General features: G+C 72.6%; 22 protein-coding genes. 2 read left to right on the plus strand and 20 right to left on the minus strand.

All coding sequences use genetic code 11. The features are described 5' to 3' along the window. Positions 1 to 34: 34 nt before the first annotated feature. The 16 genes from AB1460_RS14975 to pyrR form a co-directional block, all read right to left on the minus strand. Positions 35 to 1,507, minus strand: a complete 1,473-nt coding sequence (locus tag AB1460_RS14975; RefSeq protein WP_368961877.1) for an RsmB/NOP family class I SAM-dependent RNA methyltransferase — start codon at positions 1,505 to 1,507, stop codon at positions 35 to 37. Beyond that, complete coding sequence (fmt, locus tag AB1460_RS14980; RefSeq protein WP_368961878.1) at positions 1,504 to 2,487, minus strand: methionyl-tRNA formyltransferase; 984 nt, start codon at positions 2,485 to 2,487, stop codon at positions 1,504 to 1,506. The genes AB1460_RS14975 and fmt overlap by 4 nt, the downstream gene beginning before the upstream one ends. Positions 2,488 to 2,672: 185 nt before the next feature. Further along, positions 2,673 to 3,224 carry a peptide deformylase gene (gene def / locus AB1460_RS14985; RefSeq protein ID WP_071083293.1) on the minus strand — a complete coding sequence of 184 codons (552 nt, stop codon included), beginning with the start codon at positions 3,222 to 3,224 and terminating at the stop codon, positions 2,673 to 2,675. Between the two features lie 109 nt (positions 3,225 to 3,333). After that, positions 3,334 to 5,703 carry a primosomal protein N' gene (locus AB1460_RS14990; RefSeq protein WP_420497272.1) on the minus strand — a complete coding sequence of 790 codons (2,370 nt, stop codon included), beginning with the start codon at positions 5,701 to 5,703 and terminating at the stop codon, positions 3,334 to 3,336. A 259-nt stretch (positions 5,704 to 5,962) separates the two neighbouring features. Then, entirely contained in the window at positions 5,963 to 7,156 is a 1,194-nt protein-coding gene (gene metK, locus AB1460_RS14995; RefSeq protein WP_368961879.1) for a methionine adenosyltransferase, read from the minus strand. 51 nt (positions 7,157 to 7,207) lie between these two features. Further along, positions 7,208 to 8,497, minus strand: a complete 1,290-nt coding sequence (gene coaBC / locus AB1460_RS15000; RefSeq protein ID WP_368961880.1) for a bifunctional phosphopantothenoylcysteine decarboxylase/phosphopantothenate--cysteine ligase CoaBC — start codon at positions 8,495 to 8,497, stop codon at positions 7,208 to 7,210. 173 nt (positions 8,498 to 8,670) lie between these two features. Next, positions 8,671 to 8,955 (minus strand): DNA-directed RNA polymerase subunit omega, encoded by a 285-nt coding sequence (gene rpoZ / locus AB1460_RS15005; protein ID WP_018503033.1) that lies wholly within the window; start codon positions 8,953 to 8,955, stop codon positions 8,671 to 8,673. Positions 8,956 to 9,040: 85 nt separating this feature from the next. Beyond that, complete coding sequence (gmk, locus tag AB1460_RS15010) at positions 9,041 to 9,583, minus strand: guanylate kinase (protein ID WP_368961881.1); 543 nt, start codon at positions 9,581 to 9,583, stop codon at positions 9,041 to 9,043. Positions 9,584 to 10,054: 471 nt separating this feature from the next. Then, positions 10,055 to 10,375 carry an integration host factor, actinobacterial type gene (mihF, locus tag AB1460_RS15015; protein ID WP_006540116.1) on the minus strand — a complete coding sequence of 107 codons (321 nt, stop codon included), beginning with the start codon at positions 10,373 to 10,375 and terminating at the stop codon, positions 10,055 to 10,057. A 245-nt stretch (positions 10,376 to 10,620) separates the two neighbouring features. Continuing rightward, positions 10,621 to 11,508, minus strand: coding sequence for an orotidine-5'-phosphate decarboxylase (gene pyrF, locus AB1460_RS15020; RefSeq protein ID WP_368961883.1), 888 nt, complete (start codon positions 11,506 to 11,508; stop codon positions 10,621 to 10,623). Positions 11,509 to 11,521: 13 nt separating this feature from the next. After that, a complete protein-coding gene (gene carB, locus AB1460_RS15025) occupies positions 11,522 to 14,845 on the minus strand; it encodes a carbamoyl-phosphate synthase large subunit (protein ID WP_368961884.1) in 3,324 nt (1,107 codons plus the stop codon). Then, the gene (gene carA, locus AB1460_RS15030; RefSeq protein ID WP_368961885.1) at positions 14,845 to 16,032 is read right to left on the minus strand and encodes a glutamine-hydrolyzing carbamoyl-phosphate synthase small subunit; all 1,188 of its coding nucleotides are present in this window, start codon (positions 16,030 to 16,032) and stop codon (positions 14,845 to 14,847) included. Before carA ends, carB begins: the two co-directional genes overlap by 1 nt. 199 nt (positions 16,033 to 16,231) lie before the next feature. Further along, complete coding sequence (locus tag AB1460_RS15035) at positions 16,232 to 18,142, minus strand: hypothetical protein (protein WP_368961887.1); 1,911 nt, start codon at positions 18,140 to 18,142, stop codon at positions 16,232 to 16,234. Then, positions 18,139 to 19,494: a dihydroorotase gene (locus AB1460_RS15040; protein WP_368961888.1), complete on the minus strand. Its 1,356-nt coding sequence runs from the start codon at positions 19,492 to 19,494 to the stop codon at positions 18,139 to 18,141. The genes AB1460_RS15035 and AB1460_RS15040 overlap by 4 nt, the downstream gene beginning before the upstream one ends. After that, on the minus strand, positions 19,491 to 20,423 hold the full coding sequence (locus AB1460_RS15045; RefSeq protein ID WP_018635588.1) for an aspartate carbamoyltransferase catalytic subunit: 933 nt from the start codon (positions 20,421 to 20,423) through the stop codon (positions 19,491 to 19,493). Before AB1460_RS15045 ends, AB1460_RS15040 begins: the two co-directional genes overlap by 4 nt. Before the next feature lie 40 nt (positions 20,424 to 20,463). Continuing rightward, the gene (gene pyrR / locus AB1460_RS15050) at positions 20,464 to 21,168 is read right to left on the minus strand and encodes a bifunctional pyr operon transcriptional regulator/uracil phosphoribosyltransferase PyrR (protein WP_368961889.1); all 705 of its coding nucleotides are present in this window, start codon (positions 21,166 to 21,168) and stop codon (positions 20,464 to 20,466) included. A gap of 462 nt (positions 21,169 to 21,630) precedes the next feature. Here pyrR and AB1460_RS15055 point away from each other — a divergent pair, with 462 nt between their 5' ends. Continuing rightward, the gene (locus tag AB1460_RS15055) at positions 21,631 to 22,128 is read left to right on the plus strand and encodes a transcriptional regulator (protein ID WP_006540108.1); all 498 of its coding nucleotides are present in this window, start codon (positions 21,631 to 21,633) and stop codon (positions 22,126 to 22,128) included. 210 nt (positions 22,129 to 22,338) lie between these two features. Here AB1460_RS15055 and nusB read toward each other — a convergent pair whose 3' ends face one another. Together nusB and efp are read right to left on the minus strand one after the other, a co-directional pair. Next, positions 22,339 to 22,872 carry a transcription antitermination factor NusB gene (gene nusB, locus AB1460_RS15060; protein ID WP_368961917.1) on the minus strand — a complete coding sequence of 178 codons (534 nt, stop codon included), beginning with the start codon at positions 22,870 to 22,872 and terminating at the stop codon, positions 22,339 to 22,341. Continuing rightward, positions 22,869 to 23,432, minus strand: coding sequence for an elongation factor P (gene efp / locus AB1460_RS15065; RefSeq protein WP_368961891.1), 564 nt, complete (start codon positions 23,430 to 23,432; stop codon positions 22,869 to 22,871). The genes nusB and efp overlap by 4 nt, the downstream gene beginning before the upstream one ends. A 236-nt stretch (positions 23,433 to 23,668) precedes the next feature. Between efp and AB1460_RS15070 the strand changes: the two genes are divergently transcribed. Continuing rightward, complete coding sequence (locus tag AB1460_RS15070) at positions 23,669 to 23,956, plus strand: putative quinol monooxygenase (protein WP_368961893.1); 288 nt, start codon at positions 23,669 to 23,671, stop codon at positions 23,954 to 23,956. A 50-nt stretch (positions 23,957 to 24,006) separates the two neighbouring features. Here AB1460_RS15070 and aroB read toward each other — a convergent pair whose 3' ends face one another. After that, entirely contained in the window at positions 24,007 to 25,122 is a 1,116-nt protein-coding gene (aroB, locus tag AB1460_RS15075) for a 3-dehydroquinate synthase (RefSeq protein WP_368961895.1), read from the minus strand. Then, positions 25,122 to 25,721 carry a shikimate kinase gene (locus AB1460_RS15080; RefSeq protein ID WP_368961897.1) on the minus strand — a complete coding sequence of 200 codons (600 nt, stop codon included), beginning with the start codon at positions 25,719 to 25,721 and terminating at the stop codon, positions 25,122 to 25,124. Before AB1460_RS15080 ends, aroB begins: the two co-directional genes overlap by 1 nt. Positions 25,722 to 25,723: the final 2 nt, after the last annotated feature.

Raw genomic sequence — 25,723 nt, forward strand, 5'->3', positions numbered from 1 at the left:
GACCACTGCTGCTGCCGCCGGGCCCGCGGCCGGTTCAGTCGCTCCGGCGCCGCAGCAGTGCGAGGAACATCGCGTCCGTCCCGTGCAGGTGCGGCCACAGCTGGACGAACGGGCCTTCGGCGGATGTCCCGGCGAGGGCGCCGGCAAGGGCGTCCGAACGTCGGGCGTCGAGGATCGCGATGTCCGCCCGCTGGCGTACCACGGCCGTCACCACCTCGGTCGTCTCCTCAGGATGCGGCGAACAGGTCACATAGGCGACCACGCCGCCCGGCCGCACGAGGTCCAGGGCGGCGACGAGCAGCTGGCGCTGCAGCGGCACCAGGGCCGCGACGTCGGCCGGTGTGCGTCGCCACCGGGCCTCGGGCCGGCGGCGCAGCGCACCGAGACCGGAACAGGGCACATCCACCAGCACCCGGTCGGCCGTGCCGGGCCGGACCGGAGGGAGCCGGCCGTCCGCCCGCACCGTCCACGCGTCGGGAAACCCGGCCAGCGATGCCTCGACCAGGCCGGCCCGGGCCGCCCGCGGCTCGAGCGCGAGCAGCCAGGGGCGCCGCTCCGCTCGCGGCGGCTGCCCGGATTGCGACAGCGACGGCGACGGCTGGTCGGCGGCGAGGGCCCCCGCGAGCAGGGCGGCCTTGCCACCGGGGCCGGCACACAGGTCCACCGTCAGCCCGGTGGGCCGGCCGACGGTCGGGACTGCCGCGAGTGCCAGGGCGACCAGCTGGCTGCCCTCGTCCTGCACGGCCGCCTCGCCCGCCCGGACCGCCGGCAGCGTGCCGGGATCGCCGCCGTCCAGATAGACGGCATACGGGGAGAACACACTGCGGCGCGCCCGCAGGCCGACCGCCGCCGCCTGCTCGACGAGTTCGTCGGCGCTGATCCGGCCCGGCCGGGCGACCAGGTGGACGGTCGGCCTGGTGTCGTTCGCCACCAGCGCCGCCCGCGCGGCCGCCGTGTCGCCGCCGAGCGCGTCGAGCACCACGTCGACGATCCAGCGTGGATGCGCGGTGACCACCGTGAGATGGCCGGCCGGGTCGACATTCACATCGGGGGCGGACAGGAGCACGGCAATGTCCCCCGCCGTCTCCTCGACGCGCGCCGCCACCCGCCGGAGCACCGCGTTCGCGAACCGCACGGGACGCTCGCCGCAGGTGGCCCGGACCAGGTCGACGGTGGACGCGACGGCCGCGCGGGCGGGCACCCGCGTCGACAGCAGCTGGTAGGTGCCGAGACGCAGCGCGTCCCGGACCGGGGGATCCACCGTGTCGACCGGTCGGCTGGTCACCGTGCCGAGCACACCGTCCAGGGTGCCCATAGCCCGGAGCGAGCCGTAGGTCAGCTCCGTCGCCAGCCCGCGGTCGCGGGACGAGAGTCGCCGGCCCGCCATCAGCGCGGGCAGCATCAGGTTCGCGTAGGCACCGCGCTCGTCGACCGCGCGCAGCACCTCCCAGGCGAGCAACCGGGCCGGGTCCGCGGCCCCGCCACGGCGGGGGGTCGCCACGCTCACGCGAACGCCTCGTCCGCGGCCGGGCGCAGGCCGCGGATCCAGTCCGCGGCGGCCATCGGGCCCCGGCCCTCCGGCCGGACCTCACCGAGGACCACCGGCCCGGTGCCCGTTCCCACGGCGACGACGCCACGCTCGGGCACCGTTATCCGCCCAGGCGGCAGCGGCACCCCGGCAGAGTCCGCCGGATTGGCCGGATTGGCCGGGCTGGCTGGATTGGCCGGGCTGACCCCGACCCGCACGGGGCCGAGCTTCACCCTCCGGCCGCGCAACGTCGTCCACGCGCCAGGTGCGGGGGTGGCCGCGCGGATCAGCCGGTCGACCGCCGGCGCCGGTGCGGACCAGTCGACGCGGACCTCGTCCACGCTGAGCTTCGGCGCCAGCGTGACGCCGTCGGACAGCTGCGGGCGGGCCTCGACGGTGCCGTCCTCGATGCCGTCCAGCACCGCCACCAGCAGCCGCGCGCCGGCGACCGCCAGCCGGTCGAGCAGATCGCCCGAGGTGTCAGTGGGGCGGACCTGCTCGGTGAGGACCCCGTAGACCGGGCCGGAGTCGAGAGACGGTTCGATCTGGAACACGCTCGCGCCGGTGATGTCATCCCCGGCGAGCACCGCCCGCTGTACCGGCGCCGCTCCCCGGTACGCGGGCAGCAGCGAGAAGTGCAGGTTCACCCAGCCGTGCTTCGGGATGTCGAGGGCCGACGGGGGCAGCAGCGCGCCGAACGCGACGACCGGGCAGCAGTCCGGCGCGATCTCGCCGAGACGGCCCAGAAAGTCGGGATCACCGGCGCGTGCGGGCGCCAGCACCTCGATGCCCTGCTCGGCGGCCAGCTCACGGACCGGCGACGCACGGACGTGCCGGCCCCGGCCCGCGGGCCGGTCGGGCCGGGTCACCACCGCCGCCACCTGGTGGCGTGGGTTGTCCAGCAGGGCGCGCAGGCTCGGGAGGGCGACCTCCGGAGTACCCGCGAAGACAAGACGCATGAATGCAGCAGCTCCTCAGCGCCGGTCCCGGCCCGGATCCGCCGCTGCCGATCCGATCGTTCCGACCATCATCACGATCATCGAACTGGCGGCCGACCCGAGTGTGGAGCCGACAGCCGTGCCCACCACCGAACCACCCGCCATCGCCGCCAGGAGAGCCAGAGCGACGATCTTGTTGTTCCGGCTCAGCGCCCTCGGCCGAACAGAGGGTGCGGCGAGACCTTCACCGTCGGCTTCGGCTCGTTCGCCCACTCCGCCTCGCGGATCGCCTTCATCGCCGCCCGCTTCGTCTCCTTGTCGAGGCGATCGATGAAGAGGATCCCGTCGAGGTGATCGGTCTCGTGTTGCAGGCACCGGGACAGGATGCCACTGCCCTCCACTGTGACCGGGTCACCGTGGGCGTTCTGGCCGACAGCCAGCACCCGCTCCGGGCGGCGCAGCTCGAACGCCAGACCGGGGAGGGACAGACATCCCTCCTCTCCGTCCATCATGTCCTCGCTGAACGGCCCCAGCACCGGATTGATCAGGTGGCCCACCTCGTCGGAGTCGTCCAGGTAGGTGAAGACACGCAGGGAAACCCCGAGCTGGGGTGCGGCCAGCCCGACACCACCCGCTTCGCGCATGGTGTCAGCGAGGTCGTCGACGAGGCGGCGCAGCTCCCGGTCGAAGGTCGCCACCGGGTCGGCGACCGTGCGCAGCACCGGATCCCCCAAGAGGCGGATGTCACGGACAGACACGGCCACTCCCAGAATGTCGTCACCTGCCCTACACGGGCCCGGCGAGATCGGATGCGCCCATGCTACGGCGCGGCGCGCGATGCGGAACCCTGCCAGCACGGCTGCCGGATCAGCCGATCGCCAGCGGGTCGAGCTGAACCCGTACCCGGCCGGCGCGGCGGGCATCCAGCGCGCCCCGCGCAGCACGCAGTGCGTGGGCCAGCTCGGCGCCCTGCTGCCGCCGGACCCGGATGATCAGACGCTCCGGTTCCTGCTCCTCCGCACCGATCCCGGCTCCCGAACTGCTCCGCGCCGCCCGCGTGCGGCCGCCCGCCGCCCCCTCACCGCCCGCCGCCCCCTCACCGGCGGGCACCCGCTCGCGGACGGACGGGCGGGCGGGGGCCGGCACCGGGCCGAGCACCTCGGCCCCCGCGGGCAGGGTCACGACCGCGAGCAGGTCGTCGAGCGCCGCAGGGGTTCCCTCCACGGCCGCAACCCGGCTGGCGGGCGGGAAGCCGAGCTCGGCCCGCTCGTCCGCCTCCCGCCCGACGAACAGCGCGGGATCCCAACGGACCAGAGCCTGGACCGGCCCGAGCCCGATGTCGGCCGCCACCACCACCCGCCCGCCGGCCGGCCCGGGCCGGGCGAGCGCGGCCGCGGCCAGCCAGCGGCGCAGGGTCTCCTCGCCAGCCCGCAGGTCGGGTCGACCCAGCAGCGCCCATCCGTCGAGAAGCAGCACTGCCCCGTACCCTCCGTCGGCGACCGGCTCGGCACCAGGCGTCGAGATGACGAGCGCGGGCTCGGCGGGGACCGTGGCCAGCACGGCGTCCCGCCCGGAGGTCCGCACGGGCACTCCGGGGAAGGCCCGGCCCAGCTCCTCGGCCGTCCGGCGATCACCGGTCACGGACGCCCGCAGCTGGTTGCCGCCGCAGGTGGCGCAGTGCCAGCCGGTCGTCTCGCCCCCGCCCCGACCGGGGCCGTCCACCGGGCGGGGCACCGGTCGGCCGCACCAACGGCAGGCCAGCGCCGCCGCGGCCGAGGTGCGACCGAGCGGCCCGGAGCAGGCACGGCAACGCGCCGGACGACGGCACCGGGCGCAGGCGATCGACGGGTGGTAACCCCGCCGGGGCACCTGGACCAGCACCGGCTCACCGGCCGCCAGGGCGGCCCGCGCGGCGCGGACCGCGAGCGAGGGCAGCCGTGCCGCTCTGGCGGCCGGATCGATCGATGCCTCGAAGTCGGAACCGACCGGCTCCACCCGCGGCGCGAGCCCACGCACAGCCTCCCGGGTGGGGGCGAGACGGCCGGCCCACCCGACCCGGGCGAGCGCCTCCGCCTCCACCGACGGCGAGAACCCACCGATCAGGACGGCGCAGCGCTCCGCCTGGGCCCGCAGGACCGCGACGTCGCGGGTGTGCGGGTAGGGCGCCCTCGGCTCCGCGTGCAGATCGTCACCGTCGTCCCACACCACCACGAGCCCGAGCCTCTCGACGGGGGCGAAGACGGCCGCCCGCGTGCCCACCACCACCGGGGCCTGACCGCGGCGGACAGCGAGGAACCGCCGGTACCGCTCCTCGGGGCCGAGATCGGCCCGCAGAAGCAGGGGCGGCGTCACCCGGCCGGCCGGGACGGACGTCAGGGCCGCGCCGACCCGGTCCACATCCCGGTGGTCGGGCACCACCACGAGCGCGCCTCGGCCCGACGCCCTCGCCGCCGCGACGGCGCGAGCGATCATCGCTGGCCAGGACGGGCCGGGGGGCGCCCACCAGACCGCACGAGGCGCCCCGCCCCCGGCGAGCGCGGTCAGGAAGGCGGGCCCGTCAGCGCAGGTCGACCAGACCCCGGCGCTCTGATCGGCCGGGTCACCCCCGTCAGCCCGGTCCGGCTGGCCGGGCTCGCCCTCCTCGGTGGGGGGCCCGCCCCCGGGCCCGGACCGCGCAGTGGGCTCGGCGTCTCCGCCCCTGCCCGGCGGCGCCGCCTCGGCGCGGGCGTGGCGCGGCGGGATCGCCAGGCGCAGCACGTCGGCCATGGTTCCGGCATAACGGTCGGCCACGGCGCGGGCCAGCCGCGCGACCGGCTCGGAGAGGACCGACTCGCCGGACACCGCCCGTGCCAGCGGAGCGAGGCGCCCGTCATGATCCGAACTCACGGCCCGTTCCAGCACGATGCCGTCCACCAGGCGACCGGCGAACCGGACCCGGACCCGCGAGCCGGCGACGACATCGGCGGCCATGCCGGCCGGCACCAGGTAGTCGAACAGCCGGTCGAGATGGACGAGAGGGGTGTCGATCACGACCCGGGCGACCGGAAGCTCGTCCGCCATGACCACGGCGCCTGGTCGGCGGGTGCCGGCCGCCCGCGTGCGCCCACCGCGCCCGGGCTTCGCGGCCTCGCCGGTTCCGCTGCTTCCGGTTCCGCTGCTTCCGGTTCCGCTGCTTCCGGCGCCGATGCCGACGCTGTCGTCGTCGAGGCCCGGGATCACCGTGCTCCCGTCGTCCATGCCGCATTCGTACCAGCCGCCGCCGTCCGTTCCGCCGCACGGTGGCGCCCCGCCCCGCAGCGGATCACCGAACGGCCACGGAGCATCGCCGGCCGGCTCCATCCGACGTCACAACGACAGCGGTCGCACTGCCATCCCGGACAGGATGCGAGGCGTCTCGTGTGCTGTCCGGGACGACAGTGCGACCGCTGGTGTGTCACTCCCCCCCGGGGCTGGCTCGACGGCTGGCCCCGGGGATGTGCGGCAGGCGCCGCCGGGCTCAGCCCCGGACAGCCGCCGCGAGGGAATCCGCGCGGGAGGTGGACTCCCAGGTGAAGTCGAGCTCGGGACGGCCGAAGTGACCGTACGCCGCGGTCTGCGCGTAGATCGGGCGCAGCAGGTCGAGGTCGCGCACGATCGCGGCCGGGCGGAGGTCGAAGACCTGGGTCACGGCGTCCTGGATCTGGGCGTCGGGCACCGTGCCCGTCCCGAAGGTCTCCACGAAGAGGCCCACCGGGTGCGCCTTCCCGATCGCGTAGGCGACCTGCACCTCACACCGGCTGGCCAGGCCAGCAGCCACGACGTTCTTCGCGACCCAGCGCATCGCGTAGGCCGCCGAGCGGTCGACCTTGGACGGGTCCTTGCCGGAGAAGGCGCCGCCGCCGTGCCGGGCGTAGCCGCCGTACGTGTCGACGATGATCTTGCGCCCGGTGAGGCCGGCGTCACCCATCGGGCCGCCGATCTCGAACCGGCCGGTCGGGTTCACCAGCAGGCGGCGACCCTCGGTGGAGATCTCGAGCAGGGCCAGCTCGGGCTCGACGACGTACTCGGCCACGTCGGGCGCAAGCAGCGTGTCGAGGTCGATGTCGGCCGCGTGCTGCGAGGAGACCACGACGGTGTCGAGCCGGACCGGCTTGCCGTCGTCGTACTCGATGGTGACCTGGGTCTTGCCGTCCGGCCGCAGGTAGCCGACCTGCCCGTCCTTGCGGACGGCGGAGAGCCGGCGGGCGAGGCGGTGCGCCAGCGCGATCGGCAGCGGCATCAGTTCGGGGGTCTCGTCACAGGCGAAACCGAACATCAGGCCCTGGTCACCGGCGCCCTGGCGGTCGAGGTCGTCCTCGGTGCCCTCGACGCGGGCCTCGTGCGCCGTGTCGACACCCTGGGCGATGTCGGGCGACTGAGCGCCGATGGAGACGCTCACGCCGCAGGAGGCGCCGTCGAAGCCCTTCTTCGACGAGTCGTAGCCGATCTCCAGGACCCGCTCCCGGACCACCGAGGCGATGTCGACGTAGGTCTTGGTGGTCACCTCACCGGCGACGTGTACCTGACCGGTCGTGATCAGTGTCTCCACGGCGACCCGGCTCTTCGGGTCGTCCTTGAGCATCGCATCGAGAATGGAATCGCTGATCTGGTCAGCGATCTTGTCCGGGTGCCCCTCCGTGACGGACTCGGACGTGAAAAGGCGCGTCGCCACTGGACTACCCCCTGGGAGATCAGGACTGATACCGACGCAGTTTACCGAGCCTCACTCAGTGGGCGATGCACCGCCCGGACCACGCATTCGGCCGGACGCCGCGAGGAGGCCGGCCACCCGGTCGAGTACCTGATGCGCGAGGAGATCCTTGCTCGTCAGCGGAATCTCGGTGGAGTCACCCGCCCGGTCGAGGAGCACCGCGCTGTTCTGCTCCACCTCGAACCCGAGCCCGGCACCCACCTGGTTGACCACCAGCAGATCCACCGGCTTGCGGGCCAGCTTCGCCCGGGCCAGGTCCAGCACCCCGGCGTCGGGGCCGCCGGTCTCGGCGGCGAAGCCCACCAGCACCTGGCCGGGCCGACGGCTTCCGACGAGCTCGGCGAGAACATCGGGATTCCTGGTCAGCGGAATGCTCTCCGGGGCACCGGACTCTTTTTTGATCTTGTACTGATGTTCCGTCTCCGGCCGGAAGTCCGCCACCGCCGCCGCCATGATCACCACGTCGGCGGCGGGAGCCCGCTCGTGCACGGCGGCCCGGAGCTGGGCGGCGGAACCCACCCGCAGGACGGCCGCGCCGGCGACGTCCGGGAGCGCGACGTTGGCCGCGACGAGGGTGACCGCGGCCCCGCGGGCCACGGCGGCTCGAGCCAGCGCGTAGCCCTGCCGCCCGCTGGACGCGTTACCCAGAAAGCGGACCGGGTCGAGGTACTCGCGGGTACCGCCCGCGGTGACCAACACCTGCCGGCCGGTGAGATCCGGCCGTACTCCATCGCTCCCCCGGGCCAGCACCGCCCGTGCGACCGCCGCGATCTCGACGGGTTCGGGCAGCCGGCCCGGGCCGGAGTCGGCGCCGGTGAGCCGGCCGACGGCCGGCTCCACGACGATCGCGCCCCGCTCCCGCAGCAGCGCGACGTTCGCCCGGGTCGCCGGGTGCAGCCACATCTCGGTGTGCATGGCCGGCGCGAAGACCACCGGGCAGGTGGCGGTGAGCAGGGTGCCGGTGAGCAGATCGTCGGCGCGGCCGGCAGCGGCCCGGGCCATCAGGTCCGCGGTGGCCGGCACGACCAGGACGAGGTCGGCCTCCCGGCCGACCCGGACGTGGGCCACATCCTCCGCGTCGGTGAACAGGTCGGTGGCCACCGGCTGACCCGACAGTGCCGCCCAGGTCACCTCGCCGACGAACCGCAGTGCAGCCGCGGTCGGCACGACCCGGACCTGGTGGCCGGTCTCGGTGAGCTGCCGCAGGACCTCGACGGCCTTGTACGAGGCGATGCCCCCCGACACCCCGAGGACGACCCGGGGCCGACGGGCGGGCTCGGCCGACGGTGGCCCCTGCGCCACCGGTGACGCTGCCGGCCGTGGTGCTGTGAGTGCTGGTGCTGTGGGTGCTGATGCTGCGGGCCGTGGTGCTGCCGGGCCCGGGCCGCTCACGTCGTCACCCATCGAGGGCAACCGCCCGCGCCCCGGCAGCCCCGGCATCACGCGTCACGCGAAACACCCGCGGGCCGGCCGGCTCAGGAGACCGGGGGCAGCGGATCGGTGATGGTCTCGTGGGTGAGGAGACCGGAGTTGATCTCGCGGAGCGCGATCGACAGCGGCTTCTCCTGGGCGCTCGTCGTCTCGACCAGCGGGCCGACGTACTCCAGGAGGCCCTCGCCCAGCTGGGAGTAGTAGGCGTTGATCTGGCGCGCCCGCTTCGCTGCGTAGATCACGAGGCTGTACTTGGAGTCGGTGGCCTCGAGCAGCTCGTCGATCGGCGGGTTGGTGATGCCCTCAGGCTGGGCGACGGTACCGGACACGGTGTCCTTCCGGGGTGGGGCGGTGGCGCGGCGCCGGCCGCGCCATGAACAGCCCGTACCGATGGCACGGGCCGGGCCCTGCTGGTCACGCAGTCATCAAGCGTACCAACCTCGCCGCGGCGGCCGTCACATCGTCGTTGACGATGACCTCGTCGAACTCCGTCTCGGCGGCCAGCTCGATCCGCGCGCGGTCGAGGCGACGACGGATCACCTCGTCGCTCTCGGTGCCCCGCCCGGTGAGACGGCGCACAAGCTCGTCCCACGTGGGCGGGGCCAGGAAGACGAATCTGGCCTGCGGCATGGACGAACGGACCTGGCGCGCGCCCTGCAGCTCGATCTCCAGCAGGCAGGGCGAGCCTGCTGCGACCCGTTCCTCCAGCGGCCCCCGGGGCGTGCCGTAGGCGTGCCCGGCGAACATCGCGTGCTCGACGAAGTCGCCCACCTTGACCATGTGGGCGAACTCCTCGGCATCGACGAAGTGGTACTCGACGCCGTCGGTCTCGCCCGGGCGCGGCGCCCGCGTGGTCACGCTGACAGACACCCAGACCTCGGGGTGGAGCCGACGGACGGCCGCGACGATCGTTCCCTTTCCGACGCCGGACGGCCCCGACAACACGGTCAGTCCCATTGCGACACCTTAGAGCCCGTCAGCGGAGCCACGCAGGTCCGGCCGTGGGCGCGCCTGCCCCCCGACCGCGGCCGGTCCCGCGCGCCGCGGCATCCGTGCCGGTCCCGCCGTCAGTCAACGGAGGATCGTCATCAAGATGCCATCTAACTACGGGTTCCCGCACTCACCTGGGTGGTATGCGGGACCCCAATGAGATCCCGGTCGGCCGTCCGACGGAGGACGCCCGACCGCGCACCAAACGGATGCGGTTCGCCATCGGGATGTCCGGGACTTTGGTCCCAGCATTCGATGTGAACTTGTCGCATCCGACCGGCGATTGAGTGACCGAAGCGATTCGGCGACGCAATGAACGGCTACGGCACCGGAACGTGTCGACGCCTCGCGGCATCAACACCTTCAGGCGACTCCCGTCACGGGCCGTTACCGGTGATCCCGGCAACGGCTATGCGTCACGTAACGCTCCCGCCTCACTCAGGCTCCGGCACCGAACTCCTCCAGGAGTGCGGCACGCTGCTTGGCCCCGAGCCCGCGCAGACGGCGGGTCGGGCTGATACCAAGTCGCTCCCGGATCTTCTGGGCCCGAACACGGCCCACTCCGGGAAGCGACTCCAGAACCGCGGAAACCTTCATCTTGCCGACGACCTCATCGCCATCCGCCAGCTCGAGAACGGCGGCAAGACTGATCTCCCCCTTCTTCAACCGCTCCTTGAGTTCGGCGCGCTGCTTACGAGCCAGCGCAGCTTTCTCGAGGGCGGCGGCCCTCTGCTCGGGCGTCAGGGGCGGCAGGGTCACGGGTACGCCTCCTCAATGTGGTGATCGCGCCGCGCAAACTAGCGAGGAAGAGGCTCCTCGGTCCAGCCGAGCCGCATCACGGGGTCACGAAGCATTGTCCCCACAAGACACAGCCTTTGACTGGATGAATGACCTGCGTCGCATGCGCCGGACGCATTCGGTCCTTGGCGGCCCCACCGTACCGGCCCGCGGACACCAAGAGTGCCCCGGACCTGCACCTACTGGCGTTTTCGCAGGTCAACGGCCTACCGGAGTGGAGTAACCCTGGTGGCGAGTGTGGCGGCGGCCACGGCCGGATCGACCGCGGAGGTGATCGGGCGACCGATGACGAGAAGATCCGAACCGTCCAGGAGTGCCCGTTCCGGGGTGGCGACTCGGGCCTGATCGGCCCGCTCCGCACCCTCTGGACGTACTCCAGGTGTGATGAGAGTCACAGTTTCGCCGAGCTCCGCGCGGACCAGGGAGACCTCTTTCGGGCTGCAGACGATCGCCCTCGCGCCAGCCTCCACAGCGAGCACGGCAAGCCTGCGGACGGCGTCCGACGGCGGGCCGGACAGCCCGGTCGCGGCGAGCGCACGGTCGTCGAGAGAGGTCAGAACGGTGACCGCGGTGACGTGAACCTCGGGCGCCGCGTCGACGGCGGCACGCACCATCGCCGCGCCGCCCGCGGCGTGCACCGTCACGAAACGGGGCCCGAGGACGGCCAGCGACCGCATCCCTCCGGCCACCGTCGCCGGGATGTCGTGGAGCTTGAGATCCAGGAAGAGCTCGGGCGCCACCCCACCCTCCCGGTCACCGTCAGTGAGCGAGAAGGTCGGGTTCGACGGCACTCCGACGGCCGGACGACCACCCGGCGCGAGCAGTCCTTCGTCACGCAGCGCAGTCACCACCGCGGCACCCGCGCGGAGGAACAGCTCCAGCCCAACCTTCAGGACGGCGGCGTGCGGTGCGACCGCGCGTGCCCACTGCAGCGCGGTCGCACCGTCCGGGGCGTCCAGCGCGACAGCGATCGGCGGCCGGCCGGCGGGCGGCACCCACAGGCGCTCCGCCGGGCCGGGCAGCGGCCCGGAAGTGGTGGCAGCGGCGGGCCGGGCTGCCGCGGCAGCCGGCCTGCCGGGTGTCGACGCAGTCATCGGGCCGCCGTCCTCACCGCTCCGACGTGGTTGCCGCCGTCGCTCCGGACGGGCTGTCGGGCAGGGAGCCCCAGGCCGACCGAAGTGCCGTGTGGTACTCCTGCAGCGGCCGCACCCCGAGTTCACCCCGGACAAGGGACTCGATACCCTGCACGCACGCCGCGGCCGCCTGGATCGTCGTGATGCAGGGCACCCCGGCACTGACGCAGGCGGTACGGATCTCGTAGCCGTCCAGCCGCGGCCCGACACCCCACGGGGTGTTGATGACCAGATCGATCTGACCAGACATGATCATTTCAACGCAGTCAACGAGGTTTTCGCTGGGAGCCCGATGCTTGCCCAGGACCACAGCCTTGACCCCGTTGCGCCGGAGGACGTCGGCCGTCCCGGCTGTCGCGTAGACAACGAACCCGAGATCCGCCAGGCGCTTGATCGGGAAGATCATCGCGCGCTTGTCGCGGTTTGCGACGGAGACGAAGACCCGTCCGAACGTCGGCAGCGAGGCATAGGCAGCCGATTGCGACTTGGCGTAGGCCGTACCGAAGGCGTCGTCGATCCCCATCACCTCACCGGTGGACCGCATCTCCGGGCCGAGCACGGTGTCCACACCGCGGCCGCCGGCATCGCGGAACCGACCGAAGGGCAGCACCGCCTCCTTGACGGAGATGTGCGAGTCCAGCGGCAGCGTCCCGCCGTCGCCGTAGGCCGGCAGCAGGCCCTCGACTCGCAGCTCGGGCACGGTGGCGCCGAGCATCACCCGGGCCGCGGCCTTCGCCAGCGGCACCGCCGTCGCCTTCGAGACGAACGGCACGGTGCGCGAGGCCCGCGGGTTGGCCTCCAGGACGTACAGGACGTCCGACTGCAGTGCGTACTGGACGTTGAGCAGACCGCGCACGCCCACGCCCTCGGCGATCAGGCGGGTCGACTCACGGATCCGGTCCAGCTCGGACCGCCCGAGGGTGATCGGTGGCAGCGCGCAGGCGGAGTCACCGGAGTGCACGCCGGCCTCCTCGATGTGCTCCATCACGCCGGCGAGGTAGAGCTCCGAGCCGTCGTACAGGGCATCGACATCGATCTCGATCGCGTCGTCGAGGAAGCGGTCGACCAGGACCGGGTGCTCGGGCGAGATCTTGGTCGCCCGTTCGATGTAGTCGCGCAGCATCGCGTCGTCGTAGACGATCTCCATGCCGCGCCCGCCCAGCACGTAGGACGGCCGCACCAGCACCGGATAGCCGATCCGCTCGGCGACCGTCCGGGCCTCCGCGTACGAGGTGGCCACGCCGTGCGGAGGCGAGGGCAGGTTCGCCGCCTCCAGGACCTGGCCGAACTGCCCACGGTCCTCGGCGAGATGGATCGCCTTCGGCGGGGTGCCGACGACCGGGACGCCGGCGTCGGCGAGCGCGGCGGCGATGCCCAGCGGGGTCTGCCCGCCCAGCGAGACGATCACCCCGGCGAGCGGCCCGGCCTGCGACTCGGCATGCACGACCTCCAGGACGTCCTCGACGGTCAGCGGCTCGACGTACAGCCGGTCCGCGGTGTCGTAGTCGGTCGAGACGGTCTCCGGGTTGCAGTTGACCATCACCGCCTCGTAGCCGGCGGCGGAGAGCGCCATCACGGCGTGGCAGCAGGCGTAGTCGAACTCGATGCCCTGACCGATCCGGTTCGGGCCGCTGCCCAGCACGATCACCCGCGGGCGGTCGCTGGGCGCGACCTCGGTCTCGGTGTCATAGGACGAGTAGTGGTACGGGGTCTCCGAGGCGAACTCGGCGCCGCAGGTGTCAACCGTCTTGTAGACGGGACGGATGCCCGCCCGGTGGCGGAACGACCGGACGACGTCCTCCTTCGTGCCGAGGATGCCCGCGAGCTGGGCGTCGGAGAACCCGGCCCGCTTGGCGCGGCGGATCCCCTCCGGATTGCGCGTCACCGAGGCGGCGATCTCGTTGAGGAAGACGATCTGGTCCACGAACCACGGGTCGATGCCGGTCTGGGCGGTGACCGCGGCGGGCTCGGCACCGGCCAGCAGCGCCTGCTGGACCGTGCGCAGCCGCCCGTCATGCGGCACCCGGGCCGCGGCGAGCAGCTCGTCGGCGCCGGCCGCCGGCGGGGTGAAGGTGAACGCGAGGTCGGCCTGTTCCATCGACCGCAGTGCCTTCTGCAGTGCCTCGGCGAAGCTGCGGCCGATCCCCATCGCCTCGCCGACGGACTTCATGGTCGTGGTCAGCGTCGTGTCCGCCCCGGGGAACTTCTCGAAGGCGAAGCGCGGCACCTTCACGACCACGTAGTCGAGGGTCGGTTCGAAGGCGGCCGGGGTGGTGCGGGTGATGTCGTTGGGAATCTCGTCCAGGGTGTAGCCCAGCGCCAGCTTCGCCGAGATCTTGGCGATGGGGAAACCCGTCGCCTTGGACGCCAGCGCGGAGGACCGGGAGACCCGCGGGTTCATCTCGATCACGACGAGGCGCCCGGTGGCCGGGTCGACCGCGAACTGGATGTTGCAGCCGCCGGCGTCCACGCCGACCGCGCGCATGACCGCGATCGACATGTCGCGCATCCGCTGGTATTCGCGGTCGGTGAGGGTCATCGCCGGGGCGACGGTCACCGAGTCGCCGGTGTGCACACCCATCGGGTCGATGTTCTCGATCGAGCAGACCACGACCACGTTGTCGGCACGGTCGCGCATGAGCTCGAGCTCGAACTCCTTCCAGCCGAGCACGGACTCCTCGACGAGCACCTCGGTGGTGGGACTGGCCGTCAGGCCGTCCGCCGCCATCCGCCGCAGCTCGTCGACGTCATGCGCGAAGCCGCTGCCGGCGCCGCCGAGGGTGTAGCTCGGCCGGACGACGACCGGGTACGAGAACTCCTCGGCCGCGGCCAGGCAGGCCTCGACCGTGGTGCAGATCGCGCTGCGCGCGGTCTCGCCGTCCACCGAGGCGACGATGTCCTTGAACGCCTGGCGGTCCTCGCCGGAGCGGATGGCGTCGATGTTCGCGCCGATCAGGCGCACCCCGAAACGCTCCAGCACCCCGGCGTCATGCAGCGCGACCGCGGTGTTCAGCGCGGTCTGGCCGCCCATGGTCGCCAGGATGGCGTCCGGCCGCTCCCGCTCGATGATCTTCGTGACGATCTCGGGCGTGATCGGCTCGACGTAGGTCGCGTCGGCGATCTCCGGATCAGTCATGATCGTCGCCGGGTTGCTGTTGACCAGGATCACCCGCAGGCCCTCGGCCCGCAGCACCCGGCACGCCTGAGTACCGGAGTAGTCGAACTCGCACGCCTGGCCGATGACGATCGGCCCCGACCCGATCACCAGCACGGACCGCAGGTCCTCGCGCCTGGGCATCAGCCGTCCCCCCGCATCTGCCGGTTGGCCGCCATCAGGCCACAGAACCGGTCGAACAGTCCCTGGGCGTCGTGCGGGCCAGGCGCCGCCTCGGGGTGGAACTGGACACTGAACGCCGGCACGTCCAGGCAGGTCAACCCCTCGACCACGTCGTCGTTGAGAGCGACATGGCTCACCGCGACCCGCCCGTAGGGCGTCTCGCTGAGACCGGTCAGCGGCGCGCGGACCGCGAAGCCGTGGTTGTGGCTGGTCACCGCGATCCGGCCGGACCGGGTGTCGGCGACCGGCTGGTTGATGCCCCGGTGCCCGTACGTCAGCTTGTAGGTCTCGAAGCCCAGTGTGCGGGCGAGCACCTGGTTGCCGAAGCAGATCCCGAAGACCGGGACGCCCGCGTCGAGCACACCGGTCAGTGTCTCCACCGCGTAGTCGGCGCTCGCCGGGTCACCCGGCCCGTTGGAGAGGAAGACACCGTCCGGTGCGAGGGCCAGCAGGTCCGCGGCGGTGCTGCGGGCCGGCAGGACGTGCACCTCGCAGCCGAGCTCCGCCATGGACAGCGGCGTGTTCCGCTTGATGCCCAGGTCGAGCGCCGCGACCCGGTAGACGGGCAGCCCGGACCGCGCCTCGACGACATACGGCTCGGCCGTGCTGACCTCGGGCGCCAGGTCGGCGCCGACCATGCCGGGCGACGCCTGCACCCGCTCGAGCAACGAGTCCAGATCCGTGTCGGCGCTGCTGATCCCGCACCGCATCGCGCCGCGCTCACGCAGGTGCCGGGTGAGCGCACGGGTGTCGAGCCCGCTGATGCCGACGACGCCGGCGTTCTCCAGCTCCTCGTCGAGGGTGCGCTGGGCCCGCCAGTTCGACGCGATCCGGCTCGGGTCACGGACCACGAAGCCGGACACCTGGATGCGCTCCGACTCGTAGTCGGTGTCGTTCACACCGGTGTTGCCGATGTGCGGCGCCGTCATGATCACGATCTGCCGGTGGTACGACGGATCGGTGATCGTCTCCTGGTAACCGGTCATCCCGGTCGAGAAGACAGCCTCGCCGAAGGCCTCGCCGACCGACCCGAACGCCTCACCCGCGAAGCTCCTGCCGTCCTCCAGCATGAGCACCGCCCGCCGGGCCGCGCCCGGCCCCGGCCGCTCGAGCTCCAGCGGCGCAGGCTGCCTGTCCAAGCCGCTCACCGACCCACTCCTGCCCTGATGATCCCTGCCGCCTGGCCGTCCGCCAGGCGCCTGCCGGGCCTGGCCATCGGCCCGGCCCCACTGTCCTGCCCGCCGTGTCGCCCGCCGGGTCGGTGGCCGCCGACGGGGCGCATCGCGCTGCCCCGGAGCCGCCCTCGGCCTGCACCGTGTCGCTGATCTCCCGGGCCGGGCCGTGCCGTCATCGGCGCCCCTCCCAACCCGGCCCGCGCTCACCGGGTGGCAGGGCGAACGTGTGCACATCCTCGTCTCGGGACCGGCCTGCGACCGGAACCACCGGCCACGGATGGTGCGCCCCGGACGTCGGCTGGTCACCCTGGTACCCGGCCTCCGCCGTCCCGGGATAGGCCTCCCGCTCCGGAAACGCGGCCACATCGTAGGCACCCGTACCCCGCGGCCCGCCGCCGTGGACCGTGGCGCCCCGCCCGACCGTGTCGTGGGCACCCGTGCTGTACGCACCCGTGCCGTAGCCACCGGTGGGATACCCGCCGGTGGGGTGTGCACCGGTCTCGTAGGCGCCTGCGCGGTGCGCACCGGTACCGGCGCCGATGTCGTATCCGCCCGTGGGCCCGGTCCCGGCCCCGGTCGCGTGGGTGCTCGCACCGTAGGCGCCGGTGGTGTGGGAACCCGTGTCGTGGCCGCCGGTGCGGCGGGAACCGCTCTCGTAACCGTTGGTGCTGGAGGCACCGGTGCCGTACGCGCCGGTGCCATGCGAGCCAGTGGTGTAGGCGCCGCTGCCGTGAGAACCGGTGGTGTACGCGCCAGTGCCGTGCGAGCCGGCGTCGAAGGCGCCGGTCTCGTAGTTCCCGGTCTCATAGCTGCCGGTGGTGTAGGTGCCGGTGGTGTGGGCCGTCGTGTCGAGCGCTCCGGTGCGGTAGCCGCCGGTCGGATGCCCCGCTGCCGGATGGCCGCCCGTGGAGTAGCCACCCGTCGGGTGGCCGCCGGTCGGGTGGCCGCCGGTCGGGTGGCCGCCGGTCGGGTGGCCGCCGGTCGGGTGGCCGCCGGTCGGGTGGCCGCCGGTCGGGTAGGCGCCGGTGACAAAAGGCGCCGGGGCGTGCGCTCCGGTACCCCGGTGGTCCACCTCGTGCGCCCCGGTGTCCCGGGCTTCCCCACCGCGCGAGCTCACCACGAAGGAGCCCGTCCGGCGGATGCCGGTGGTCTGCTCCAGCTCGTGGGTCGAGGCAGCCGCCGGCACCGGGAGGCCCGACTCGTCCGGACGGGGCGCGGGGCTGGCGGGCGCTCCGCCGTGCGGACTGCCGACCGGGATGCCCGCCGGACGCGGGTCGCCACGGCGCCACCGGGGCTGCCGCCCATTCACCGGGATCGGCATGGTCGCGGGCCCCCCGGAGGGAACGGCGCCGCCGTCAGCCGGTCGCCCTGCCGAAGCGGCCGGCCGCGGCGGGCTCGGAACGCGGGGCCGCAGGCGGGCACGCGGGCGGGGGACGGCATGCGGCGAGGTGATGTCACCGGACATCGGCGCGGTCGGCATCGGACCGATGAGGTCGTGGACGGAGCGAACCACCTTCGGCTGGCGGGCGCGGTCCTCGCCGCGGAAGCCTGCCTCCAGTTCCCTGCCCTCGAAGGACCAGGCCACCACGATCAGCCGGCTGGGTGCTGCGACCTTGCCGGCGTGGCCGCGTTCCAGCCGGGCTCCCCGCACGGCCTCCCGGGGAATCCAGAACGGCTGCCCGTCCCGGTCGACCCGCACACCCATCTCGTAGACGGCGATGTAGTCGCCGTCCTTGCCGGAGAGCCCGCGGGCAGTGATCCACTCCCGCCAGTGGCCGGCGTCCACCGTGCCGAGGTACCGCCCGCGCAGCGGCGCGGCCAGGACGTTCCCCGTCTCCTCCGGCGGCTCGGGCAGGTCGGGCAGGTCGTCCTCCTGCTGCTGGTCGCGGTCGCGCCAGGCACGCCGCATCGCGCCGATGACGGCGACGGCCATCAGCAGCAGACCGACGGCGAGCAGCAGGTTCAACACCGGCCCGCTCGGCCGGCCGGCGGCGAGGACGACCGGCCCGGCGAGGGCGAGCGGCGCGGCCGGGGCGCCTGAGCTGACCGTAGGCAGACGGACGGATCGGGGCAAGGAGGTCATACGATCTTCCCGTCGAGCACGGTGGGGCGGCCCCGCAGGAACGTCGCCCGGATCAGGCCGGGCAGGTTGCGGCCGCGGTACGGCGTGTTGCCGCTCCGGCTGGCCAGCGCGTGTGGGTCGATGACGCGACTCGCCTGCGGGTCGAGCAGCGTCAGTGTGGCGGGGGCTCCGACCTGGGCGAACCCCGCGGGGTCGGGAACGGTGTCGGTGACACCGCCGATCCGCGCCGGCGCGAAGGCCATCCGCTCGGCGACATCGGCCCAGTCGAGGTGCCTGGTGGCGACCATCGTCTGGATCACGACGGACAGCGCGGTCTCCAGACCGAGCATTCCCGGCCGGGCCGCGGCCCATTCGGTCTCTTTGTCCTCGGAGGCGTGCGGGGCGTGATCAGTGGCCACACAGTCGATCGTGCCGTCCGCCAGGCCGGCGCGCAGTGCCTCTGTGTCGGCTTTCGTCCGCAGCGGCGGATTGACCTTGAACACCGGGTCGTAGGACGCGACCAGTTCCTCGGTGAGCAGGAGGTGGTGCGGGGTCACCTCGGCGGTCACCTGCCACCCCTTCGCCTTGGCCCAGCGGATGATGTCGACCGAACCCGCCGTCGACACGTGGCAGATGTGCAGGCGCGACCCGACATGGCCGGCCAGCAGCGCGTCCCGGGCGATGATCGCCTCCTCGGCGACAGCGGGCCAGCCGGGCAGACCGAGCCGTGCGGCCGTCGCCCCCTCGTTCATCTGCGCACCCACGGTGAGCCGCGGCTCCTCCGCGTGCTGGGCGACGACCCCGTCGAAGGCCTTGACGTACTCCAGTGCCCGGCGCATGAGCAGGGCGTCCGACACGCAGTGCCCGTCGTCGGAGAAGACCCGCACAGCCGCGGCGGAGGAGGCCATCGCGCCCAGTTCGGCGAGCTGGGTGCCGGCGAGCCCCCTGGTCACGGCGCCGACCGGGCGGACGTCGCAGTGGCCGGCGTCCTGCCCGAGTCGCCACACCTGCTCCACCACGCCGGCGGTGTCCGCCACCGGATCGGTGTTGGCCATCGCGAACACGGTGGTGTAGCCGCCCAGGGCCGCGGCGCGGGTGCCCGACTCGACGGTCTCGGCGTCCTCACGGCCGGGTTCCCGCAGATGGGTGTGCAGGTCGACCAGCCCCGGCAGCGCGATCAGGTCCCTGCCGTCGATGACGAGCGGGCCGCGGCGGGTGCCGCTGGCCGCGCCCTCGGCGGCGTCCGCCACCAGGCCGGTGAGCTCGCCACCGCCGGGCGGTGTGACCGCGGCGACCACGCCCTGCGCGAGCACCAGGTCGCGGGGGTCACCGCCCAGCGGGCGGACGTCACGCAACACGATCACCGATGTCATGAGGACTCCCGTTCGGTGCCGCTGCCGCCCAGCAGCAGGTAGAGGACCGCCATCCGCACGCTGATCCCGTTGGCCACCTGTTCGACCACCGTCGAGCGCGGCGAGTCGGCCACAGAGGACGCGATCTCCATCCCGCGGACCATCGGACCCGGGTGCATGACCAGGGCATGGTCGGGCATCAGCGCCGCACGGTCGGCGTCGAGGCCGTACCGGCGGCTGTACTCCCGCTCGGAGGGGAAGAAGGCCGCGGACATCCGCTCCCGCTGCACCCGCAGCATCATGACGACGTCGCTCTTGGGCAGGACGGCGTCAAGGTCGTAGGAGACCTCGACCGGCCACCCGGAGATGCCCAGCGGGATGAGGGTCGGCGGGGCCACCACGGTGACGTGCGCGCCCAGGGTCGTCAGGAGCCAGATGTTGGACCGCGCCACCCGCGAATGCAGGACGTCCCCGACGATCGTGACGGCGAGGCCCTCGAGGCGGCCGAGGCGGCGGCGGATCGTGAAGGCGTCCAGCAGGGCCTGGGTGGGGTGCTCATGCGTGCCGTCCCCGGCGTTCACGACGCTGCCCTGTACCCAGGAGGCGAGGCGGTGCGGCGCGCCGCTGGCCGGGTGCCGGCAGACCACCGCGTCGGCGCCCATCGCCTCGAGGGTCTGCGCCGTGTCCTTCAGGCTCTCGCCCTTCGACACGCTTGACCCCCGGGCCGAAAAATTGATCACATCGGCCGACAGTCTCTTGGCGGCTACCTCGAAGGACGTGCGAGTACGGGTGGAATCCTCGAAGAACAGATTGACGACGGTCCGGCCACGCAGCGTCGGCAGCTTGCGGACCGGGGCATCGGCAATCCGCGCCATCCGGTCCGCGGTGTCGAGCACCAGCACCGCGTCCGCCAGCTCCAGGTCGGCGGTCGAGAGCAGATGGCGTTTCACAGCCGCCTCCCGGCACCCGGATACGCCCCGGCCGGCGCCGTCACGGCGCGTCCGGAGAGACGATGCACACGGCGTCCAGGCCGTCGACCTCACGGAGGCGGACAGCCACCGACTCACGGCGCGAGGTGGGCATGTTCTTCCCCACGTAGTCGGCGCGGATAGGAAGCTCGCGGTGGCCCCGGTCGACGAGGACGGCAAGCTGTACCGCGCGGGGCCTTCCGTAGGCGGAGAGTGCGTCGAGCGCAGCCCGCACGGTGCGGCCGGAATAGAGAACGTCATCAACAAGAATGACGACCATCCCGTCCACCCCGCAGTCGGGGATCTCGGTCACCTCCAGGGGGCGCACACCCCGCAGCCGGAGGTCGTCCCGGTACATCGTCGGGTCCAGCGAACCGACGGGGAGGCTCACGCCCTCGACGTCGGCGACCCGGCGGGCAAGCCGGTGCGCGAGGGGAACCCCCCGCGTCGGGATGCCGAGCAGCACCACTCCGTCACCACCGGAGGTCTTCTCCAGCACCTGATGGGCCATCCGGCTGACCACACGGTTCATGTCAGCGGCGGAGAGCACGGTGCGGATGGCGCCCGGCTGCTCGCTGTCACCGGGCCGGTCAGTTGCGACGGGTGCGCCGGTTGCGACAGGTGCGCCACTCGGGTCGGCGCCGGCCCCGCCCCGGGGGCGGGCTGCCTTCCCGGTCGGTCGCCCGGACGTGTTCCGGGCAGGGTCGCCTTGCGCGGCCGCAGCCACGAGGTGTCCCTCCTTCCCCGCCTCACGGGACGGTCCTTAAAGGAGCGGTCAACGCGACGGTACCAGCCAGGTCAGGGCCCGCGAAGCGGGTCAGGAAGGCCTGAGGGCCGCGGCGCCGGCGGACGTCGTCCCCCTACGGACGGGTTCGTCCTCGCCATCTGCCGGTCACGGAGGACCGTCGCTGAGAGTGACTCGAATCACGATGCTCCGCACACCGAGGACGCTAATCGTCACTACACGTCACCGTAGTTAGACGGCATGCACCCGTTCGCACTTCAGCCAGGAAGTGCCGACGGCGCTAATGCCAGGCGCAACCGGGAGGCTACAGAAAGTGGTACAAAGAAAGAGGCGACACGACCCCCCGGGTGTCGAGTCGCAACCTGGCGGGCACTACTATCGGTAACCGCCGGCGGCACGAGCCCCGGTTCCAAGTGATCGACCACGACAGGAGTGGGCACTTCGATGTCCGACTATGCGAAGGCGCTCGGTGCTCGGCTGCGCGCGATACGCACCCAGCAGGGGCTCTCGCTCCATGGCGTCGAGGAGAAGTCGCACGGTCGGTGGAAGGCCGTCGTGGTGGGCTCCTACGAGCGGGGTGACCGCGCCGTCACCGTCCAGCGGCTCTCCGAGCTGGCCGAGTTCTACGGCGTACCGGTCGGCGAGCTCCTTCCCGAAGGCTCGACCGTCGCTCCTCTCGAGCAGTCGCCGCGCATCGTGCTCGACCTCGAGCGCCTCGCGCAGGTCCCGAAGGAGCAGGGCGGCCCGCTCGCGCGGTACGCGGCCACGATCCAGAGCCAGCGCGGTGACTACAACGGGCGCGTGCTCTCGATCCGCTACGAGGACCTGCGGTCCCTCGCGGTGATCTACGACACGTCTCCGAGCAAGCTCACCGAGCAGCTCGTGTCCTGGGGTGTGCTCTCGCCCGAGCAGGGCAGCGAGCCCGCCGCCTCGGACGCCTAGGCCAGCCGCACCCGACACACCAGGAGCAGCCGGCCCACCGGGACAGCTCCGTGCGCAGCACCACTGCCCCACCAGCACAGCACCGCCGTACCAGCACAGCACAGCTCTTCTGGGGGGACCCCGGTACGTCACCGCGGTGACGTACCGGGACACCGCGCGGCAGGCAGGCAGGCCTCGCCTACAGAACGCCGCCTGTCCGGGCCCCGCCGATCAGCCCTCGGCAGTCTCCGCCCGCAGCACCGCGCCGCCGGCCGAATCCCGATCGTTGCCGGCCGCCGCGTCGTCAGCCGGATCGGCGGCGGCGGGGCCGGGGGCGCTTCCGTTCCCGGTCGCCGGGCCGCCCACCGCCGGCTTCTCCTGCAACAGGCTGGCCAGCAGACCGTTCACGAACGCTGGTGAACGGTCGGTCGAGATGGTCTTCGCCAGCCGCACCGCTTCGTCGATCACGACGCCATCCGGTACGTCACCACGCCAGAACAGTTCCAGGACCGCGATCCGCAGGATGTTGCGATCGACCGGAGGCATCCGGTCCAGCGACCAGCCCTGAGCGAAACGGGCGATATGGCTGTCGATCTCCGCGAGGTGCGAGACCACACCCTCGACCAGGTCGGATGCGTAGTCCGGCACGGGAGGATCCGACTGCGCCCGCCGGGCGGCCAGAATCTCCATCGGCCGCACCGACCGCATGTCCGCCTCATACAGAATGTCAAGAGCGCGTTTCCGCGCCTTGGACCTGGCGCTCAGCTTGTCACCCGACCGAGATAACGCCCGTCGCGGGTGTCCACCTTGACCTTCTCGCCGGTCGTGATGAACAGCGGTACCTGGATGCTGGCACCCGTCTCGAGGGTCGCCGGCTTCGTCCCGCCGGTCGACCGGTCGCCCTGGACGCCGGGCTCGGTCTCGGAGATCGTCAGCTCGACGCTGGCCGGGAGCTCCACGTAGAGCGGCGCGTCGTCGTGCAGCGCCACGGTCGCGATCGTGTTCTCCAGCATGTAGTCGGCGACGCCGCCCACCACGTCCGGCGGAACCGGGATCTGGTCGTAGGACTCACTGTCCATGAACACGAAGTCGGCGCCATCCCGGTACAGATAGGTCATCTCGCGGCGGTCGACGGTCGCGACGTCCACCTTGATCCCGGCGTTGAAGGTCCGGTCGACGACTTTGCCGGTCAGCACGTTCTTCAGCGTCGTCCGGACGAACGCCCCGCCCTTGCCCGGCTTGACGTGCTGGAATCCGACGACGTTCCACAACACCCCGTCGATATCGAGCGTCATGCCGTTCTTCAGGTCGTTCGTTGTCGCCACTGCGCGTGTCTCTCCGTTCCGGTCGCCGCCCGGCAGATCGATCCGTGCTCGACCGCCAGCCGTCGCTCGTCACCGTTTCAGGCCGCGGCAAAGTCTACAGATCCCGTCCGCGACCGCTCGACAGCCCGGGCGGTCGTGCCCCGGGCCCACCGCCGCCCCTGCCAGCGATGAGTTCCGGCACGGTGGGGAGTCTGCACTCACAGGTCGTCGACCTTCACCACCAGGAGGGTGAAATCATGATCATTGTAGCCGGGCAGCTCCTCGTCGACCCCGCCCAGCGAGAGCACTGTCTGGCCGGCTGCACCGAGATCGTGCGGCAGGCGCGCGGTGCCTCGGGGTGCCTCGACTTCGCCATCTCCCCGGACCTCACCGACCCGGGGCGCATCAACGTCTTCGAACGCTGGGAGACGCGGGAGGCGGTCGAGGCCTTCCGCGGCAGCGGGCCCGCCGAGGAACAGAGCACGGCGATGATCTCCGCATCGGTGGCCGAGTACGACGCCGAGCAGGCCCGCTCCCTCACCTGAGCGACCCGCCGCATCCACCGCCGGGTGACGGGCAGGTGAGGGCAGGAGGGTCAGGCGCCAGCCGTGTGTACCCCGCCGCCGGGTGCCACGGCGGCGGCGTACACGGCGAGCAGCAGGTCCGGCTCCGCGCCGTCGAAGGCGCGGGTCTGCCCCAGCGACTCCAGGACGACGAAACGCAGGCGCCGCCCGCGCGTCTTCTTGTCGACCCGCATGGCGTCGAGCAGCTGTGGCCAGCGGTCCTCGCGGTACTCCACGGGGAGGCCGATCGCCCGCAGAATGTCGCGGTGCCGGGCGGCGGTGGCGTTGTCCAGGCCCGCGACCCGGCGGGAGAGCTCGGCCGCGAACACCAGACCGACCGACACCGCGGCACCGTGCCGCCAGGTGAACTTCTCGACCTTCTCGATCGCATGGGCCAGCGTGTGACCGTAGTTGAGGATCTCGCGACGGCCCGCCTCTCGCGGATCACCGGAGACGACCTCCGCCTTGACCCTGATCGAGCGCTCCACCAGTTCCGGCAGGTGCGCCGCCCCGGTGGGATCGGCCTCCAGCAGGTCAAGGATGCGCGGATCGGCGATGAACCCGGCCTTCACGACCTCGGCGAGACCGGCCTGGATCTCCACCGCGGGCAGGGAGCCCAGCACGGCCAGGTCGCAGAGCACAGCCAGCGGCTGGTGGAACGCACCGACCAGGTTCTTGCCCGCATCGATGTCGATGCCGGTCTTGCCACCGACGGCGGCATCGACCATCCCGAGCAGCGTTGTCGGCACCTGGATGACGTCGACGCCTCGCAGCCAGCTGGCGGCGACGTAGCCGGCGAGGTCGGTGGTGGTGCCGCCGCCCAGGCCGATGACCAGGTCGTCCCGGGTGAAGCCGAGCCGGCCGAGCGTGTCCCAGCAGGTGCCCGCGACCCGCAGCTGCTTGGCCTCCTCGCCGTCGGGGACCTCGATCGCATGGGCCTCGACGCCGGCGTCGCCCCGCAGCTCGGCGACGACAGAGGCAGCGGTGGTGCGCAGCGCCCGCGGATGGATGACCGCCACGCGGGTCCGCCCCGCCACCAGGGGCCGCAGCTCGCCGAGCACGCCCTCACCCAGCGCAACCTCGTACGGGCGGTCGCCGGCCGGGGCGACCCGGATCCGGACCACGTCGGAAACCTTCGTCGCCGACATCAGCGGCTCACCCTTCCCGCATGTTCGACCAGGATCTCGGCGACGACGTCCTCGACGCCAAGGGCGCCCGCGTCGACCGTGATCGCGGCAACCTCCTCGTAGAGCGGGCGGCGGGCCTTCAACAGGGCGGCGAGCCGCGTACGCGGGCCCTCCACCAGAAGCGGCCGGTCACGGGCCAGCCCGACCCGCCGCGCGGCGTCGGACGCGCTGACATCGAGATAGACGACCCAGTGCCGGGCCAGGGCCGCGCGCACCTCGGCGTCGAGCACCGCACCGCCGCCGAGAGCGAGCACTCCCTCGTGCTCGCCGAGGGCGACCAGCACCGCGGTGCGCTCAGCCGCGCGGAAGTACTCCTCGCCGTGTTCGAGGAAGACGTCGGAGACGCTCATCCCGAGGGTCGCCTCGACGTCCGCGTCGGTGTCGCGGAACGCCACCCCGAGGCGCTGCGCGAGGGCCATGCCGACCGTGCTCTTGCCCGCGCCGGGCGCGCCGACCAGCACAGCGGCCGGGCCAGATCCCGCCTCGGCCGGACGTGACGAGTCGGCCGCCGGGCGCAGCGCCTCGCCCGGTGCGTGCGGCGCGTTGTTTCCGGCCCGCATGG

It is taken from the genome of Parafrankia sp. FMc2 (genome assembly GCF_041008525.1).
Classification (GTDB): Bacteria; Actinomycetota; Actinomycetes; order Frankiales; family Frankiaceae; genus Parafrankia.